The organism is Trinickia dabaoshanensis (assembly GCF_002879885.1).
Lineage (GTDB): Bacteria > Pseudomonadota > Gammaproteobacteria > Burkholderiales > Burkholderiaceae > Trinickia > Trinickia dabaoshanensis.
The window spans coordinates 1-17,029 of the sequence record NZ_PNYA01000039.1; the positions used below are offsets into that span (position 1 = coordinate 1).

Annotated in this window: 18 protein-coding genes, 1 other RNA gene and 1 riboswitch; of the genes, 10 read left to right on the top strand and 9 right to left on the bottom strand. The window is 64.9% G+C overall.

Features of this window, described 5'->3' with window-relative positions:
• A partial coding sequence (locus C0Z18_RS29680) for an elongation factor 1-alpha C-terminal domain-related protein (protein ID WP_408647160.1) occupies positions 1–343 on the top strand: 343 nt, incomplete at its 5' end.
• Between the two features lie 57 nt (positions 344–400).
• Complete coding sequence (gene cobA / locus C0Z18_RS29685) at positions 401–1,189, top strand: uroporphyrinogen-III C-methyltransferase (protein WP_102649080.1); 789 nt, start codon at positions 401–403, stop codon at positions 1,187–1,189.
• 48 nt (positions 1,190–1,237) lie between these two features.
• Here cobA and C0Z18_RS29690 read toward each other — a convergent pair whose 3' ends face one another.
• The 3 genes from C0Z18_RS29690 to lptF are packed head-to-tail and all read right to left on the bottom strand — an operon-like array spanning position 1,238 to position 3,901.
• On the bottom strand, positions 1,238–1,627 hold the full coding sequence (locus C0Z18_RS29690; protein WP_102649025.1) for a sirohydrochlorin chelatase: 390 nt from the start codon (positions 1,625–1,627) through the stop codon (positions 1,238–1,240).
• Positions 1,628–1,647: 20 nt separating this feature from the next.
• Positions 1,648–2,799, bottom strand: a complete 1,152-nt coding sequence (gene lptG / locus C0Z18_RS29695; RefSeq protein ID WP_102649026.1) for an LPS export ABC transporter permease LptG — start codon at positions 2,797–2,799, stop codon at positions 1,648–1,650.
• Between the two features lie 4 nt (positions 2,800–2,803).
• Positions 2,804–3,901, bottom strand: a complete 1,098-nt coding sequence (gene lptF / locus C0Z18_RS29700; RefSeq protein ID WP_102649027.1) for an LPS export ABC transporter permease LptF — start codon at positions 3,899–3,901, stop codon at positions 2,804–2,806.
• Between the two features lie 127 nt (positions 3,902–4,028).
• On the opposite strand from lptF, the gene C0Z18_RS29705 reads away from it, so the two are divergent.
• Genes C0Z18_RS29705 through C0Z18_RS29715 form a run of 3 tightly spaced genes read left to right on the top strand, consistent with a single transcriptional unit; the run spans position 4,029 to position 6,484 of the window.
• Positions 4,029–5,540 carry a leucyl aminopeptidase gene (locus C0Z18_RS29705; protein WP_102649028.1) on the top strand — a complete coding sequence of 504 codons (1,512 nt, stop codon included), beginning with the start codon at positions 4,029–4,031 and terminating at the stop codon, positions 5,538–5,540.
• 34 nt (positions 5,541–5,574) lie between these two features.
• Positions 5,575–6,003: a DNA polymerase III subunit chi gene (locus tag C0Z18_RS29710; RefSeq protein WP_102649029.1), complete on the top strand. Its 429-nt coding sequence runs from the start codon at positions 5,575–5,577 to the stop codon at positions 6,001–6,003.
• Positions 6,004–6,043: 40 nt separating this feature from the next.
• Positions 6,044–6,484, top strand: coding sequence for a DUF2486 family protein (locus C0Z18_RS29715; protein ID WP_102649030.1), 441 nt, complete (start codon positions 6,044–6,046; stop codon positions 6,482–6,484).
• 5 nt (positions 6,485–6,489) lie between these two features.
• On the opposite strand, the gene ilvD is transcribed toward C0Z18_RS29715, so the two are convergent.
• Positions 6,490–8,163, bottom strand: a complete 1,674-nt coding sequence (ilvD, locus tag C0Z18_RS29720; RefSeq protein WP_102649031.1) for a dihydroxy-acid dehydratase — start codon at positions 8,161–8,163, stop codon at positions 6,490–6,492.
• Between the two features lie 192 nt (positions 8,164–8,355).
• Between ilvD and C0Z18_RS29725 the strand changes: the two genes are divergently transcribed.
• Both C0Z18_RS29725 and lgt read left to right on the top strand, forming a co-directional pair.
• Positions 8,356–9,321 (top strand): LysR substrate-binding domain-containing protein, encoded by a 966-nt coding sequence (locus tag C0Z18_RS29725; RefSeq protein ID WP_102649032.1) that lies wholly within the window; start codon positions 8,356–8,358, stop codon positions 9,319–9,321.
• 2 nt (positions 9,322–9,323) lie between these two features.
• Entirely contained in the window at positions 9,324–10,226 is a 903-nt protein-coding gene (lgt, locus tag C0Z18_RS29730) for a prolipoprotein diacylglyceryl transferase (RefSeq protein WP_102649033.1), read from the top strand.
• 88 nt (positions 10,227–10,314) lie between these two features.
• On the opposite strand, the gene C0Z18_RS29735 is transcribed toward lgt, so the two are convergent.
• The 5 genes from C0Z18_RS29735 to C0Z18_RS29755 form a co-directional block, all read right to left on the bottom strand.
• Positions 10,315–11,034: an SIMPL domain-containing protein gene (locus C0Z18_RS29735; RefSeq protein WP_102649034.1), complete on the bottom strand. Its 720-nt coding sequence runs from the start codon at positions 11,032–11,034 to the stop codon at positions 10,315–10,317.
• Positions 11,035–11,113: 79 nt separating this feature from the next.
• Positions 11,114–11,572 (bottom strand): EVE domain-containing protein, encoded by a 459-nt coding sequence (locus C0Z18_RS29740; RefSeq protein ID WP_102649035.1) that lies wholly within the window; start codon positions 11,570–11,572, stop codon positions 11,114–11,116.
• Positions 11,573–11,714: 142 nt separating this feature from the next.
• A non-coding RNA gene (gene ssrS / locus C0Z18_RS33990) (6S RNA) lies at positions 11,715–11,896 on the bottom strand.
• 47 nt (positions 11,897–11,943) lie between these two features.
• Positions 11,944–12,258 carry a cell division protein ZapA gene (locus tag C0Z18_RS29750; protein WP_102649037.1) on the bottom strand — a complete coding sequence of 105 codons (315 nt, stop codon included), beginning with the start codon at positions 12,256–12,258 and terminating at the stop codon, positions 11,944–11,946.
• On the bottom strand, positions 12,255–12,617 hold the full coding sequence (locus C0Z18_RS29755; protein WP_102649038.1) for an ATPase: 363 nt from the start codon (positions 12,615–12,617) through the stop codon (positions 12,255–12,257). Before C0Z18_RS29755 ends, C0Z18_RS29750 begins: the two co-directional genes overlap by 4 nt.
• Positions 12,618–12,804: 187 nt before the next feature.
• Positions 12,805–13,045, top strand: a riboswitch (cobalamin riboswitch).
• A 66-nt stretch (positions 13,046–13,111) separates the two neighbouring features.
• Between C0Z18_RS29755 and C0Z18_RS29760 the strand changes: the two genes are divergently transcribed.
• From C0Z18_RS29760 to C0Z18_RS29770, 3 genes are read left to right on the top strand one after another with little or no spacing between them, the layout of a single operon-like run.
• Positions 13,112–15,061, top strand: a complete 1,950-nt coding sequence (locus C0Z18_RS29760) for a TonB-dependent receptor plug domain-containing protein (protein ID WP_102649039.1) — start codon at positions 13,112–13,114, stop codon at positions 15,059–15,061.
• Positions 15,062–15,103: 42 nt separating this feature from the next.
• Complete coding sequence (locus tag C0Z18_RS29765; protein ID WP_233217546.1) at positions 15,104–16,147, top strand: FecCD family ABC transporter permease; 1,044 nt, start codon at positions 15,104–15,106, stop codon at positions 16,145–16,147.
• Positions 16,144–16,971 carry an ABC transporter ATP-binding protein gene (locus C0Z18_RS29770; RefSeq protein ID WP_102649040.1) on the top strand — a complete coding sequence of 276 codons (828 nt, stop codon included), beginning with the start codon at positions 16,144–16,146 and terminating at the stop codon, positions 16,969–16,971. Before C0Z18_RS29765 ends, C0Z18_RS29770 begins: the two co-directional genes overlap by 4 nt.
• The last annotated feature ends 58 nt before the right edge of the window (positions 16,972–17,029 follow it).

Here is a 17,029-nt window from a genome sequence, read left to right on the forward strand (position 1 = left end):
GCAAGCGGCGCCGCAGCCGTCGAAAAAGCTCGAAGCCGATCTATGCTGGTTCGACGAAGAGCCGCTTTCGACCCAACGCAAATATTTGCTGAAGCAAACCACGAACACGGTATTCGCGCGTATCGGCTCGGTGAAGGAAGTGCTCGACGTTCACACGCTCTCGCATACGAGCGACGTGCGCGACCTGAAGATGAACGATATCGGACGCGTGGCCCTCACGCTGCAAAAGCCGATCGTTTGCGATGCCTATGACGCGCAGCCGGCCACGGGCGCGTTCGTGCTGATCGACGAGGCCACGCATCACACGGTCGCGGCCGGTATGATTCGTGCATATTCCGCGTGAGATAGAACGAGGCGGCGCGTGACGCGCCGCGCAGACACGCGAGAGGACGAAAGCGCAATGGGCAAAGTGTATTTGATCGGTGCAGGACCGGGTGCGGCGGATCTCATTACGGTGCGCGGCGCCCGGTTATTGGGCACGGCCGACGTCGTGCTGCACGATGCACTCGTCGAGCCCGCGATGCTCGAATACGCGCCGCACGCCCGTAAGATCGCCGTCGGCAAACGCTGCGGGCAGCGTTCGACGGCGCAGCAATTCATCAACAAGCAGATCGTCGATGCGGCGCGTTCGCACGACGTGGTCGTGCGCCTGAAGGGCGGCGATCCGATGCTGTTCGGCCGCGCGGACGAGGAAATGCGCGCGCTCGAAGAGGCCGGGATCGACTATGAAGTCGTACCCGGCATCACGGCGGCGCTGGCGGCGGCCGCGTCGGTCAAGCGCTCCCTGACGCTGCGTGGCGTATCGCGCAGCGTTGCGCTGGCGACCAAGAGCCGCGCCCCGGATACCGAAGCGATTCGCGAGGCGGTCAACGCCGATTCGCTCGTCTTTTATATGGGCCGCGACAGCGCGCCCGATATCGCACAGCAGTTGATCGACGCGGGCCGCGCGGGCACGACGCCCGTCGCCATCGTCGAGGCATGCAGCACGCCGCGCGAACGTACGCTCACGCTGACGCTCGATGCGCTCGCCATGGGCGAAGCGCAAACGTGGCTCGATGCGAGCCAGCCGAGCTTGCTGATGATCGGAGAGGCGTTTGCCGAGCGCGGATCGTCCGCGGAAAGCGCGTCCCATGCGCAATCGCGCGACGCGCGGGCCGTCGAGCGCGATCCCTACGCGCACGCCGCTTGACCGGCGCCGCGCATCGAGCCTACTACCCGCTCGGCGCTTAGCGCCCGCTCAACTCAACTGCCGCAAACAATACGCGGCCAGCGCATCGAGCACGGCATCGTCCTCGCCTACGGGCACGGTGCCGCGAATATCCACATGGGGATGCGCCGCGCGGCACGCGTCGATCGCGAGCGGCAGATCGCGCCGCACATGACCGCCTTGCCCGAAAAATACCGGCACGACGGTAATCGAGGTGCAGCCCGCGGCGACCTGCGCCGCGACGGCGCCCGCCAGATCGGGTGTCATCAATTCCAGGTATGCCAGCGACACCTGCGTGCCGGAGCCGCTCAGCGCGCGCAGTTTGGCGGCGAGCCGCTCGAAGGGCTCGGCCCACCGCGCATCGCGCGCACCATGCGCGAAAAGCACGATGCCGCGTGGAGAAAGGGCGTTTGCGTTCATCGGCTCCTACCTCCCCGGCGTTAGTGCCGATCGACCCACTTGAGCCCCGCTAGCCCGAGCGCTAGGTAGATCAGACCCGGCGTGGCCGCCGTCACGGGCGCCGGCCACGTATTGAGCATGCCGACGTGCGAGAACAGCGTGTTGATGAGCTGAAAGCTCATGCCGAGCATGATGCCGCCGAACACCTTCGCGCCGACGACGCCGGCGCGCGTGTGCAGATAACCGAACGGCAGCGCGAGCACGAACATGACGAGCACGGCGAACGGATAGAGCAGCTTCTTCCAGAGTGCGATTTCGTAGCGCTGCGTATCCTGCTGATTCTCGACCAGGTGCTCGATATAGCGGAACAGATTGAAGATCGACATGCGGTCGGGCGAGACCAGCAGAACCGACAATATCTGCGGCGTGAGTTCCGAGCGCAGCGAGTATTCGGGCAGCGTGACTTGCGCCGCGCGATACACGGGATTGAGCGCGTCGGCGGGCGTGGCGGCCGCCGCGGGCGGCAGGCTCTTCAGTTGCGTGTCGGTCACCCCTTTGAGCAACCAGTGGCCGTTGCCTTCATAGCGGCCCGTCTGCGCCGTGCGCAAGTTCGTCAGCCTGAAGCCCGGGTCGAATTCGTAGATGCGCACGTTCGCGATGCTCGCATCGGGCATCAATTCGCCGACGTTCACGAAGCGCGTGACTTGTTGGCCGTCCTCGCGCGCCGTGAGCGTGTCCTTGACCCAGACGCCCGAGGCGAAGTTGCTCGAGACGGCCGAGCCGAGCGCTTCGAGCCTCACACGTTCGGAAAGCTGATCGGAATAGGGGCCGACGACTTCGCCGACGAAGTACGTCATCGCAACGAGCGGAATGCCGATCTTGAGCAGCGAGCGCAGGGCTTGGCCCGTTGACAGGCCCGAGACGCGGAAGATCGTGTACTCGGAGTTCGCCGCCATCTGCGCGAACACGTAGATCGCGGCGATCAGCGCGGCGACGGGAATGATCTCGTAGAAGCGCGACGGCGTTTGCAGCGCCACGCGCAGCACGGCGTAGCCGAACTTGTAGTTGCCGTGGCCGACGGTGTTCAGCTCATTGATCAGATCGAAGAAGAAGAACAGGCCAGAAAACGCGAACAGGATGAAGATGAACGCGAGGTACACCTGGCGCGCGAAGTATCGTTCGTAGAGTCGCATCGTGTCAGGCTCCTCGCGAGAACGCGAACCATGCGCGCGGAATCAACGGACGATTGCGCACCCGTAGCCAGAACACGGTCACGACGACGAGGGCCGCCACGATGTGCAAGCCCACGAGCGCCACGACGAACGACATCCTGCCTTGCTCGAGCCACGACTGCACGACGTTGAGCAGATTCGAATAAGTGAGGAAGATCAGTACGGCCATCACGAGGTTGATCGCGCGCCCGCGCCGCGGGTTCTGATAGGCGAGCGGTATGCCGAGCAGCATCAGGTTGATGGCCATGAGCGGCAGCCCCGTGCGCCAGGCGAACTCCGCGAGATTGTCGCGCGAGGGATGCCGCAGCAAAGCGGGTGTGGACAGACTGGTCGTGCTCGGGGTGGTGACCACCGGCTGATGCGTGATTTTGACGCCGTAGTGCTTGAATTCCATGATGCGGAAATCGGGCTTGCCCGGTTCGCCGTCGTAGCGCCGGCCGTTTTCGAGCACGACGAAGCGCGAGCCGTCCTTCATCGTTTCCGTGTGGCCGTTTTGCGAGACGACGACGCTGACTTTGCCGTTTTCCGTGCTGGTGACGAACACGTTTTGCACATGCGCTTGGTCGGGCGTCATCTTTTCGATGAAAAAGACGCGGTGCGAGGCGGGCGATTCCCGAAATTGGCCGGGCGCGAGCATCGAGACTTCATCGCGCTGCTGGAAGCGCGCGCGAATGAGCTTGCTCTGCGCGTTGGACCAAGGCCAGCCGACATAGGCGAAAAACGCGACGAGCAAGATCATCGGGCCCGCGAATTTCGCGATCGGCTTGATGAATTGCGTGAGGCTCACGCCGGATGCGAGCCAAACGACCATCTCGGAGTCGCGGTACCAGCGCGTCAGCACGAACAAAATCGAGACGAACATCGTGACGACGAGCATCACGGCGATGTAGCCGATGACGGTTAGGCCGATGAGGACGACGACATCCTTGGGGTCGACCTCGCCGGACGCGGCGTAGCCGACGATGCGGATCATCATCGTCGTGAGAAAGATGGTGAGCAGCACCATGAATACGGCACCGGCCGTATACGCTAGCTCGCGCTGCAGGGAGCGTTCGAAGATCATCGTCGATGCGAGAGGGCGGGCGGCGTTCGCGCTTGCCAAGCGCGCAGGTTCCGACGCCGGGGAAAAAATAGCGGATAATTGCGGCTTTCTTACCAAGTTAAGCCGATTTTATCCGAGGACAAGCGCGATGGACTTTAGCATAAAAGCCTGTGACTGGACGAAGGGCACGACGGGCGGTTTTCTGACGGGGAAATCCGATTGCATCGTGATCGGTGTATTTGAGGGGCAATCGCTTTCGGGCGCGGCGCTGGAGATCGACGCTGCCACGAAGGGGCTCCTCACACGCATCGTGAAAGCGGGAGACATGCAAGGCAAGAGCGGCTCGACGCTGTTCTTGCACGAAGTGGAAGGAATCGGCGCCTCGCGCGTGCTGCTGGTCGGGCTCGGCAAGCAAGACGCGTTCGGCCAGAAGGCTTACATGGACGCCGCGCGCGCCGCCTGGCGCGCGATCCTCGGCACGAAGATCGTCCAAGTCACGTTCACGCTCGCGCAGTTGCCCGTCAAGGAGCGCACGGCCGAGTGGAACGCTCGCGCGGCGCTGCTGGCCTTGCGCGGCGAGACCTATCAGTTCGTCAAGCTCAAGAGCAAGCCGGAGCCGGCCAAATATGCGCTCAAGCGCATCGTCGTGACCGTGGACCCGGCCGACGAGAAGCTCGCCAAGCTCGCGCTCAAGCAAGCGCAGGCCGTGGCGAACGGGATGGATTTCGCACGCGATCTGGGCAATCTGCCCGGCAATATTTGCACGCCGACCTACCTCGGCGAGACCGCGAAGCAGTTCGGCAAGGATTTCAAGCTCAAGGTCGAGGTGCTCGGACAGAAGCAGCTCGAAGCGCTGAAGATGGGCTCGCTGCTGTCGGTTTCGGCCGGTTCGGTGCAACCGCCACAGTTCATCGTCATGCAATACCAGGGCGGTCCGGCCAAGGCGGCGCCGATCGTGCTGGTGGGCAAGGGCGTCACGTTCGATAGCGGCGGCATCTCGCTCAAGCCGGGCGAGGCCATGGACGAGATGAAGTACGACATGTGCGGCGCGGCTTCGGTGTTCGGCACGCTGCGCGCCGTCGCCGAGCTGGGCCTGAAGCTGAACGTCGTCGGCATCGTGCCGGCCGTCGAGAACATGCCGAGCGGTGAGGCCACTAAACCCGGCGACATCGTCACGAGCATGTCCGGGCTCACGATCGAAGTGCTCAACACCGATGCCGAAGGGCGCCTCATCTTGTGCGATGCGCTGACCTACGCGGAGCGCTTCAAGCCGGCGGCCGTCGTCGATATCGCGACGCTCACGGGCGCGGTCATCATCGCGCTCGGCCATCACAACGCGGGCCTGTATTCGAAGGACGATGCGCTCGCCGGCGAGTTGCTCGACGCGTCGCGCGAAGCGGTGGACCCGGCCTGGCGTATGCCGCTCGACGAGGAATACCACGAGCAGCTGAAGTCGAACTTCGCCGATTTGGCGAATATCGGCGGCCGTCCGGCGGGCAGCGTGACGGCGGCATGTTTTCTGTCGCGCTTCACGCAAGCCTATCCTTGGGCGCACCTGGACGTCGCGGGCGTGGCGCACAAGGGCGGCGCGGCCAAGGGAGCAACGGGCCGTCCCGTCCCGCTCCTGACGCAGTTCTTGATCGACCGCGCGGGGCAGTGATGGCGCGGGGCAGGCAAGCAGCCGGAGTGTCGCAGTGACGCGTATCGACTTTCATACGAACGTCGGCGATCCGTTGCTGTATGCCTGCCGGCTCGCTCGTAAAGCGTATCAGGCCGGCCAGCCGCTCGTCGTGCTGGCCGACCCGGGGCGCTTGCGCGCGTTCGACGAGCGGCTCTGGACGTTTTCGCCGCTCGATTTCCTGCCGCATTGCATGGCCGACAGCGCGCTCGCCGAGCGCACGCCGATCGTGCTGACCGCGGATCTCGCGCGCGTGCCGCATCACCAGATCTTGCTGAACCTCGCACCCGCGGTGCCGGCGCAGTTCGCGCGCTTCGAGCGCTTGCTGGAAATCGTCGGGACGACCGAGGACGAACTCGGCGCCGGGCGCGAACGGTATCGCTTCTATCGCGATCGCGGCTATGCGCTCAACAATCACAAGCAAGGCGAGAACCAGGGCGCATGAGCGCCGCCGCCCGCGCGTTCATTGATTTAGGGAGAGACGCATGACCGATCCCCATGACCCGAATTCGATTCCGATGCTGACCGACGTGATCGTGCCGGGCCGGCCGCCGCTCGGCCGCCCTGGCGAGACGCACGCTCAGGCCCAGGTCGAAACACCGCACGAACCGTTGCCCGCATCGCAGCCCACCGCTCAGCCAGGCGCGTACACGCCGCCCGCGGCGAGCCTGAGTGGGACGGCCCCGCTCGATGCGCGCGAGATCGAATTCATCGCCGAGCGCTTGCGCGGGCGGTTCGCGAACTACTTGCGGCAGGACGCCCGGGCGGTGATTGAAGCGCGCTGCCGCGATGCCATCGAAGAGCATACGAACTGGCTCGTGCGGCAAGTGAGCCGCGAGGTCATGAGCGCGCTCGAGCAGGAAGTCGCGGGCTGGGTGCGCGATGCCGTGAGCGAGGAACTGGCACGGCATACGTCGCGGCGCTAGCCGCCTCAGCCTGTCACGGCCCCCTTGTCGGCCGGCTGCGCGAGCGCCGCGAATTTCGCCAGCACGCCGCGCGTATAACGCGGTGCCGGCGGGGTCCACGCTGCCCGGCGCCGTTCGAGTTCCGTATCGTCGACGTTCAGTTGCAGCAGCAGCTTATGCGCGTCGATCGTGATCGAATCGCCTTCGTGCACGAGGGCGATCGTGCCGCCCACGAAGGCCTCGGGCGCCACGTGCCCCACCACCATGCCCCAAGTCCCGCCGGAGAACCGGCCGTCGGTGATGAGTCCGACCGATTCGCCGAGCCCCTTGCCGATCAGCGCGGACGTGGGCGCAAGCATTTCTGGCATGCCCGGCCCGCCTTGCGGGCCTAGGTAGCGCAGCACGAGCACGTCGCCCGCGCGGATCTTATCGTCCAGGATCGCCGCGAGCGCGCTTTGTTCGTCGTCGAATACGCGCGCGGGCCCCGTGATGACGGGATTCTTCAGGCCCGTGATTTTCGCCACCGCGCCGCTTTGCGCGAGGTTGCCCTTCAAAATGGCAAGATGGCCTTCGCTGTAGAGCGCTTTCACGATCGGAAAAATCACGTGCTGATCGGCGCGCGGCTCGCTCGGGACGTCTTTCAGTTCCTCGGCGATCGTCTTGCCCGTGATCGTCATGCAGTCTCCGTGCAGCAAGCCCGCATCGAGCAGTATCTTCAGCACCTGCGGAATGCCCCCCGCGCGGTGCAGGTCGGTTGCGACGTACTCGCCGGACGGTTTGAGGTTGCAGATGACGGGCACGCGTTTGCGGATTCGCTCGAAGTCGTCGATCGTCCACGGCACGTCGGCCGCGTGTGCGATCGCGAGATAGTGCAGGACGGCGTTGGTCGAGCCGCCCGTCGCCATGATGAGGGCCACGGCGTTTTCGATCGATTTGCGCGTGATGATGTCGCGCGGCTTCAGATCTTGCTTCACCGCTTGCACGAGCACGCGCGCCGATTCGGCGCTCGAGGCCACCTTTTCCTCGTCGGGGTTGGCCATCGTCGACGAGTAGAGCAGCGACATGCCGAGCGCTTCGAACGACGAGCTCATCGTGTTCGCGGTGTACATGCCGCCGCACGATCCCGTGCTGGGACACGCGTTGCGTTCGATCCCCTCGAAGTCCTCTTGCGACATGCGCCCGGCCGTGAACTCGCCCACGGCTTCGAACGACGAGACGATCGTGAGGTCTTTGCCTTTCCAATGCCCGGGGCGAATCGTGCCGCCGTAGACATAGATGCCGGGCACGTTCATGCGGGCCAACGCGATCATCCCGCCCGGCATGTTCTTGTCGCAGCCGCCGATCACGACCGCGCCGTCCATCCATTGACCTTGGACGCACGTCTCGATGCAATCGGCGATGACCTCGCGAGAAACGAGCGAGTATTTCATTCCCTCGGTGCCCATCGACATGCCGTCCGAAATCGTGGGTGTGCCGAACGTTTGAGCGTTCGCGCCCGACGCCTCGACGGCCGCCACGGCGGCATCGGCGAGCCGTTGCAAGCCCGCGTTGCAGGGCGTGATCGTCGAGTGGCCGTTGGCGATGCCGATCATCGGCTTGTCGAAATCGTCCTTCTCGTAGCCGAGCGCATAGAACATCGAGCGGTTCGGGGCGCGCGCGACGCCTTGCGTGATGTGCTGGGACCGACGGTTGTAAGCCATATCAGGACTCCGGTTCGTGGATCGGAAACGGGGGGGGCGGCGGGCCGTGGTGCAAGGGAGCGCCGCTCGCGCGGCAAGCACCGCGCGTCAGGCTGAAGGCAGCATGCCGCGCTCGGTGGTGCGTGTCCAATATATGATTCATGCCGAACTAGGTCGAATCGGATATCAATGACATTTGCCCGGAGCTTCGCCATGACCCCCGATCTGCGTCAATTGCGCTATTTCGTCGCCGTCGCCGAAGAGCGCCACTTCGGACGCGCGGCGCGCAAGCTGTCGATGACGCAACCGCCGCTCTCGCAGGCGATTCGCGCACTGGAGGAGGCGCTCGGCGTCGAACTGTTCGCGCGCACGAAACGCACGGTCGAACTCACCGCGGTGGGCGCCGACCTGCTGCCCGAGGTGCGCAAATTGCTTGCCGCGGCGGATGCATTGCGCCCGCTCGCGCAGAGCCTGGCGCGCGGCGAGGCCGGCGCGCTTTCGCTCGCGTTCGTCTCGACGGCCGATTACGGCTTGTTGCCTCAGCTATTGCGCGAGTTCGCCGTGCGCCATCCGCGCGTGCGTTTGAATTTGACGGAAGCGACGAGCGACGTGCAGATCGAGGAACTCGTGGCGGGCCGGATCGATGCGGGCTTGATCATTCCCCCGCTGCCGCCTCGCCATGCGGCCACGCTCACCTATCTACCCGTCATGCGCGAGCCGCTCGTGGCGGCGCTGCCCGCGTCGAGCGTGCGTCATCGCGGCCGCGGCGAGCCGCCCGACTGGGCGGACGAGCCCGTCTCGCTCGCCGAACTCGAGCAATTGCCGCTCGTCATCTTTCCGCGTCGTTTGGCACCGGGCTTTTATGACATCATTACGGGCTGCTACGGTGCGGCCGGCCTCACGCCGCGCATCGGCCAAGAAGCCATTCAGATGCAGACGATCGTAAGCTTAGTGTCGGCCGGCATGGGCGTCGCGCTGGTGCCTCGATCGTTACGTAATTTGCGGCGCACCGGCGTCGTGTACCGGCCGCTTGCCGGACGCACGCCGCTGGTCGAGACGGGGCTGGTCTGGCGCACGGCCGATGTGAGCCCCGTGCTGGCTGGTTTCATCGAGATCGTGCGTGCGTTGCATCGGTCGCTCCGTCCAATGCCTCAATTTTCAATGCCGAAGAAAGCCTGACGATGCTGATTCATCCAAATTTCGATCCCATTGCGATTCATCTAGGCCCGCTCGCGGTTCGCTGGTACGGCCTCATGTACCTCGTCGGATTCATGCTGGCGATCGTCGTCGCGCGGCTGCGGTTGCGGATGCCTCACGTGGCCGCGCAGGGCTGGACCGCGAAGGACATCGACGACATCTTGTTTTACGGCGTGATCGGCACGATTCTAGGCGGCCGGCTCGGTTACGTTTTGTTTTACAAGGCCGATTATTACTTCACACACCCGCTCGATATCTTCAAGGTTTGGCAAGGGGGCATGTCGTTTCACGGCGGCTTTCTCGGCGTCACGCTGGCGATGGTGCTGTTCGCCTATCAACGCAAGCGCACGTGGCTGCAAGTGACGGACTTCGTCGCGCCGATGGTGCCCACAGGGCTCGCCGCGGGCCGCTTGGGCAATTTCATCAACGGCGAACTGTGGGGTCGCGTGACGAGTCCCGATGCGCCGTGGGCCATGCTGTTTCAAAGCGCCTCGCCCGACGATGCGATCTGGCTGGCGAAGCATCCGCAACTCGCCGCGCAGTGGCATTTGGCCGATGTGTTCGCGAAGTACCACATGTTGCCGCGCCACCCGTCCGAACTCTACGAGATCGCGCTCGAAGGCGTGACGCTGTTTCTCGTGCTGTGGTTCTTCACGCGCAAGCCTCGTCCGGTCGGCGCGGCCTCGGCCGTGTTCCTGATCGGCTACGGGCTGGCCCGCTTCATCGTGGAATTCGCGCGCGAACCCGACGATTTTCTGGGACTGCTCGCGCTGGGATTTTCGATGGGGCAGTGGCTTTCGCTGCCGATGATCGTCGCGGGTATCGCGCTGCTCGTCTGGTCGTATCGGCGCCGGGGCACGGCGCCGGCCGGCGCCGTATCGAATTGACCTGTGCCCGAGCGCGCGGCTTTTCGGCCATGCGCTCGGCGCGCCCTTCCCGCGATCTTTGATGCGAGTCGAGCCGCGCCGGCGTCGATTACCGCGTCATCTGCACGGAGCCCGAGACGTTGACGGTCACCGTCGACGTGCCGCCTTCCACGGGCACCGGCGCGGCCGCTTTGGCTTCGGCTGCCATGGCGCGCATGGCGAACATCGGGCGCGGCTGCGAGCCGCTATTGCTGTTCACGTCCACCTCGCGAATCGTGAAGGCCGCGTAACCGAACGCCTTCGCGGCCGTCTGCGCTTGGTCCCGGAAGTTTTGAATCGCTTGACCGGCTAGGCTTTGCGCCACCGTGCGCTGCGCCTCGGGCGAGAGCGAGAACGCGACGCTGCCCACTTGCATGACGGAGGTGAGCTCGCCCGCGAGCCGCGACGCCGCGCCGAAATCGTGCGACTTCAGAACGATCTCCGTGCGGCCGCGCCATGCCGAGATTTTTCCATCGCGGTCGGTCATCGGATAGATCGAGAACGTGCCCGTGCGCGCTTGCACCTCGCTTACGCGCTTGGCTTGCGCGAGCGCCGTCTCGGCATGCTTATTGAGTGTGCTCGTGAGAGAAGAGGGATCGGACGCCTCCTGCTCGTAAAACAGCGTGATTTCGACGGTGTCTTGCGCGACTTCCCGGCTCGCTTGCGCCGACAGCGACAGCACGCCCGACGGCACCGGCTGCGTCAGCACCGTATCGGCACTCGCGGGCTGCGCGGCCAGTGCGAGCGGCAAGGCGGCCGCGAAAGAAAGCGCTGCGATTGTTTTTCTCATTCGATTGAACTCCGCTTCATAACATGGCGTTGGGACCGGGACCATGCAAAACCCGGGCAAGGGCGCCCTCGTCGCCGCGCTACGCCAACTGCTCCGTGATGAAGCGCCACTCGTCGTCGGTCACGGGCGTGATCGACAACCGGTTGCCCTTGGCCAGGACGCGCATGCCGGCAAGTTCCGGATAGGCGCGTAATTCGGTCAGCGGCACGAGCGGCGTTTTTTTCACGAAGCGTACGTCGACGAGCACCCAGCGCGGCGCTTCGCGCGTCGATTTCGCATCGTAGTACGCGCTCTTGGGGTCGAATTGCGTCGGATCGGGATAGGCGCCCGACACGACTTCGGCAATGCCCGCGATGCCAGGTTCCGCACAGCTCGAATGATAAAAGAGCACGCCGTCGCCAATTCCCATCATGTCGCGCATGAAGTTGCGCGCTTGATAGTTGCGCACGCCCGTCCAAGGCAGGGTTTGCTCCGGGGCCGCGTAAAGGTGATCGATGCTTGCTTCGTCCGGTTCGGACTTCATGAGCCAGTAGCGCATAGTCGAATCGAGTCAGTGGGGCGAGAATCGAGCGGGCGGCGCCGCGGCCACGCGCCGGATATACGCGGCGGGTCGGGCCGGGACTCGCGCGGCGCGCGCGCCCCAAATGAAAACGGCATCGGGAGCACCGATGCCGTCGAATAAAGTCCCCGCCTTAGCCGCTAGGCCGGCATCCTGAACCGGAGGTTCAGAATTGGTCGCAGTTAGCAGCACTTCGGGTACATCAGACAGAGTGACGCGCACACCCGTGCTACAAATTTCCGCAACCGTGCACATGGCATTGGTTCAAGGAATCTATGACCTTGGCGAACCAGGCAGGGAAGCCGTAAAACCTGTTGTTGAAACTTGATGAAGCTCGAAACCGCCGCTCGTTACAGCGCCTCGTGTTGATCGAGTACCGCACCGAGCTTTTGGTTCATTTGGTGCATTGTACGCCGGATTTCTTCCGCGGGAAACGCTTCTCCGTGGCGCACGCTCTGTTGCAACTTCAGCAACTCCGAGGCCAGCGAAAGCGCGGCCATCACGGCGATGCGATCGGTGCCGCGCACGTTGCTGGCGTTGCGGATCTTCGTCATTTCCGCGTCGACGCGCGCGACGGCCTCGAGCAATGCCGCTTCCGTTTCCGGCGAGCAGGCGAGGCGGTAGCTTTGTCCGAGGATCGTCGCTTCGATTTGTTTCGTCGTCATGCGTCTTCTCCGTGCTGCACGGCGCCGCCCAAGGCGTTGCGTTCGATTTGCTCTTGCTGCGTGGCGAGCAGATCGAGTTGGCTGTCGGATTCGTACGGGCCCTTGCCGCGCGGCAGCTTTTCGAGAATGGCGTTCAGGCGCACCTGCGCATCGTCGATTTTCGCGACGAGCGCATCGCGTTCCGCCTGCAACGCATTACGCGCTTCACGCAACTGTGCGAGTTCGGCCTGGGCCGTTTCGTTTTCTTGACGCAATTGCGCGAGCTGTTCCTCGAGCGCATGGCGTGCCTGCTGCTGGCGCTCGTTGATCGCGATCAGCCGGCCAATATTCTGTGAGAGGGATTCGAGTTCGTTGAGCATCTGCTGCGTCCTCTAAAGACCCCGCATTTTAGCGCTAAATAGCCGCAGTTCCGATCGTTCTCTCGTATCCAGACGTAACCGTTGTACGTTTTTCTTCGCTTTGGTGGTTTCGCGCGGCATTTGCAGGGGTATTTTTCGATCGATTGCACAGGGTCGATCGATTCTTGACGCTCTCATGACCCGCTCCTACACTGGCGGCACTTTGGTGCTCGCGCGCCTGGCTGACCTCGCGCGCGGTTAAACGGGAAACAGGGAGCGAAGTCCGCCCGGACGAGCCAACCTGTGCTGCCCCCCGCCAACGGTAAGCGACCTGCGCGGCCCGGCGAATAGCCGCCGCGCGCCCGCGCCATCGCCACTGCGTGATCGACGCGGGAAGGCGGATGCGGTGCGTCGCCAGCCCGGATACCGGCCAAAGGGGGAGTGCGATACAAGCGCTCGATGAAGCGCGGTCTGCGGGGAGCAGCTGCGTGCCGGTCCCACAGGAAAACCACACGATGTCCACGCCTACCGTGCGCGCGGCGCTTGTTGCGCTCGCGTATTCGCCGTTGGTCGCGCTCGCGCAAAACGCCCCCGCCCAGTGCGATGCCTCGCCCAACCCTTCCAGCCCTTGTGCAGCGACACCGCGCGCCAAGCCGAGTTCCGCCGATGCCGCTCTCGGCGGCCCGCCGGCCGCGAGCGGCGGCGAACTCGAGCCGATCGTCGTGACCGCGCAGCGTGGGCCGCAGCCTATCTCGGAATCGATCGCGCAGACGACGCGCTTTTCGCCTCAAGACATCGCCGATACGACGGCGACCGATCTGCCCGGCTTGCTCGCGCAGGCGCCGGGTGTGCAGGTCATCCGCAACGGGCCGCCGGGCTCGAATGTCACGATGTTTCTGCGCGGCGGTTCGGGCCCGCAGTCGCTCGTGCTGATCGACGGCATGCGAGTCGATTCGGTGAGTCTCGGCCAGAGCCAGCTTGGACAGATTCCCTTATCGCAAGTCGATCATGTCGAAGTGGTGGGCGGCGACGTCTCGGCGCTTTATGGCTCGGCTGCGATGGGGGGCGTCGTGCAAGTGTTCACGAAGCAAGGCGGCGATCATCCGCCGCGTTTCGACTTCTCGCTCGGCTACGGCAGCTATCGCACGCAGACGCAGCAAGCGGGCGTGAACGGCGCGTTCGACAAGGACGGCAAGACGACGTTCAGCTTGCACGTCGCGCGCTCGAAGGACGACGGTTTTTCGGCGATCGACCCGGCGCTTGCGCCGAATGCGAATCCGGGCGCAGACGGGTATTTGAACGAGAGCGTTTCCGCATCGGTGCGTCACACGTTCGACAGTGGCTGGGACGCGGGCGTACGGTACTTTCAATCGAACGGCAAAGCCTCGTTCGACAACGCCTACGGCGTGCCGACCGACGTCAACTTCCTCACGAGCGTGGTGCGCATGGCCTCGGTGTTCGCGAACGGCAAACTCAGCGATTGGTGGACCACGCATCTGAGCGCGGGTCTCGGCGACGATCGCGCCGTGGACACGACGAACGGCGTTTATAACAACCGTTTCGATACCGGCAATCGTCAATTCACATGGCAAAACGACTTCAAGCTGGCCGCGCAACAAAAGTTGCAACTCGGTTACGAGCGGCTCGATCAAAGCCTCGAGTCGGACATGGTCTTCGCGCCCGATCGCCATGTGGATTCCGTATTCGCCGGGTACACGGCGCGCTTCGGCGCGAACCAAATCCAAGCGAACGTGCGGCGCGATCGATATTCGGATTTCGGCGGCGCCAATACGTACTATCTCGGCTACGGGTTCGACTTCACCGATCACTGGAAGGCGAGTGCGAGCTACTCGAGCGCGTTTCGCGCCCCGAGCTTCGACGATCTTTATTTCCCCGGCAGCGGCAATCTGTCGATTCGCCCGGAGCGCAGTCACTCGGTGGAGGTGGCGCTGCAATATGCGTCGGATACGCTGGGCGTCGCGCGGCTTACCGCGTTTCAAACGCACTACATCGATTTGATCAACTATGTGCCCACTCAAGGCGGCTTGTTCTATCTCGCGGAAAACGTCGGCCGGGCCAAGGTCCAAGGGCTCGAAGGTTCGTGGCGCGGGCGTGTGGGCAAAACCGACGTGCGCGCGGCCCTGACGGTGCAAAATCCCGTCGACGAGGTGGCCGGCACGGATCTGAATCGCCGGGCCCGGCATTTCGCCTCGTTCTCGGCCAACCGCTCGTTCGGTGCGTGGCGGGCCGGAGGGGAGTGGATCGTGAGCGGGCCGCGCAGCGATAGCGGCACGCCGCTCGGCGGCTTCGGCCTCGTGAATCTGTCGGCGCGCTACGACATCACCAAAGCCTGGTATGTGAGTGCCCATATCGACAACCTGTTCGACAAGAACTATGAACTCGCTTATACCTACAACACCCCGCGCCGCAGCGCCTTCGTCACGATCGGCTGGCGGGAGCGGTGACGCGCCGGTCCACCGCTGCGCATCGTTGCGCACGCCGCCGAAATGAACCGATCCGCTACGCACGCGCATGCGCCGATGAACGCCAAGCGCGCGGCCCTCGTATGGATCCTGCTCGCGCTGGCCGCGCTCGCCGTATTCACGGCCGCCTTGATGCTCGGCAGCGTGAGCGTGGCCCCCGCTCGCGCCTTGCTCGCCTTGGCGCATTGGCGCGGGCACGAGGCCGCGGCCCCCGACCTCGCCGGCGAGATTGTGCGCACGCTGCGCCTGCCGCGCGCCCTGGCGGGGTTCGCGTGCGGGGCGTTGCTCGCGCTTGCCGGGGCATTGCTGCAAGTGCTGCTGCGTAATCCGCTCGCCGAGCCGTACGTGCTCGGCGTCTCGGGCGGCGCGGCCGCGTTCGCCGTGGCGGCGCTCTTTGCCGGGTGCGCCTGGTGGCTCGTCGATATTGCCTCGTTCGGCGGCGCGTTGCTATCGGTCGCGCTCGTGCTGGGCCTCGCACGCCGCGAGCTTTGGCGCGGCGAGCCGCAAGAGGCGTCACCGCGGTTGTTGCTGACGGGTGTCGTCGTCGCCACGGGGTGGGGCGCGATCGTGACGCTGCTCATCGCGCTCGCGCCCGACGATCGATTGCGCGGCATCGTGTTTTGGCTGACGGGCGACCTGAACGGCGCCGCCAAGCCGTGGATGGCGCTGGCCGCGCTCGCCGTCGCGCTCGGGGCAAGTTTGCCCGTCGCGCCGCAACTGAACGTGCTGTTGCGCGGCGATGCGCTCGCCGCGTCGCTCGGCGTGCCCGCCGCCCGGCTGCGGTTGCGCATTTACCTCGTTGCGTCGCTGGCCGCCGCGGCGAGCGTGACGACGGCCGGTACCATCGGCTTCGTCGGGCTCGTCGTGCCTCACGCCTTGCGGCTCGTGCTCGGCAACGACCAGCGCATGCTCGTACCGGCCAGCGCGCTCGCGGGCGGCGTGGCGGTCATGGGCGCCGATCTTCTCGCGCGCACGGCGATCGCGCCGGCGCAATTGCCCGTCGGGGTCGTGACCGCGCTCGTGGGCGTTCCCATGTTCTTGTGGATGCTGGGCTCCGTGCGCAAATGAAATCGCTCACTCGAATCGACTCCGGCCGCCGCCCCCAGTCCCTCAGCGCCCAGCATCTGACGTTGCGCGCGGGCTCGCGCACGCTGCTCGAGGATTTCACGCACACGTTTTATTCCGGCGAGATATGGTGTGTCGCCGGGCCGAACGGCGCGGGCAAGACGACCCTGATCACGACGCTCGCCGGCCTCGCGCGGCCGGCCGGCGGCTGCGTGCAAGTGGACGGAGCGGATATCGATACGTGGTCCGGCGCGATGCTTGCGCGCCGGCGCGCGTTGATGCCGCAGACCTCGCACGACGCGTTCGGCGCGAGCGTGCTCGATATCGTGCTGCTCAATCGCTTTCCGCATTTGACCGGATGGGGTTGGGAGGGGGCGGCCGATCGCGCGGCCGCGCTGGCGGCGCTCGCGCTCGTCGGGCTCGAATCGTTCGCCTCGCGCAACGTGCTGTCTCTCTCGGGCGGTGAGCGTCAGCGTGTGGCGCTGGCCGCGGCGCTATGCCAAGAGGCGCCGCTGCTGCTGCTCGACGAACCGCTCGCATTTCTCGATTGGCATCACCAGATCGAGTGCATGAACGCACTCGTGCGATGGACGAAGGCCATACCGCGCACGGTTGTGTTCTCGTGCCATGACCTGAATCTCGCGCGCCGTTTCGCGACGCATGCCTTGTTGCTGGAAGGCAACGGCGTCGCGCACACCGGGGCCGCGCGCGACGTGTTGACGCCGGCGTTGGCGAGCCGGGCGTTCGGGTATCCCCTGGTGCTCATCGAGCAGGGCGGCTATGAGGCATTGGTGCCGGCGTTATCGAGCGTTCCATGCTCCGAGTGAAACGAAGCGCCGCACGGCATGCCACATAGTGACATGCTCATTGCCCCGCGGGGCCTTG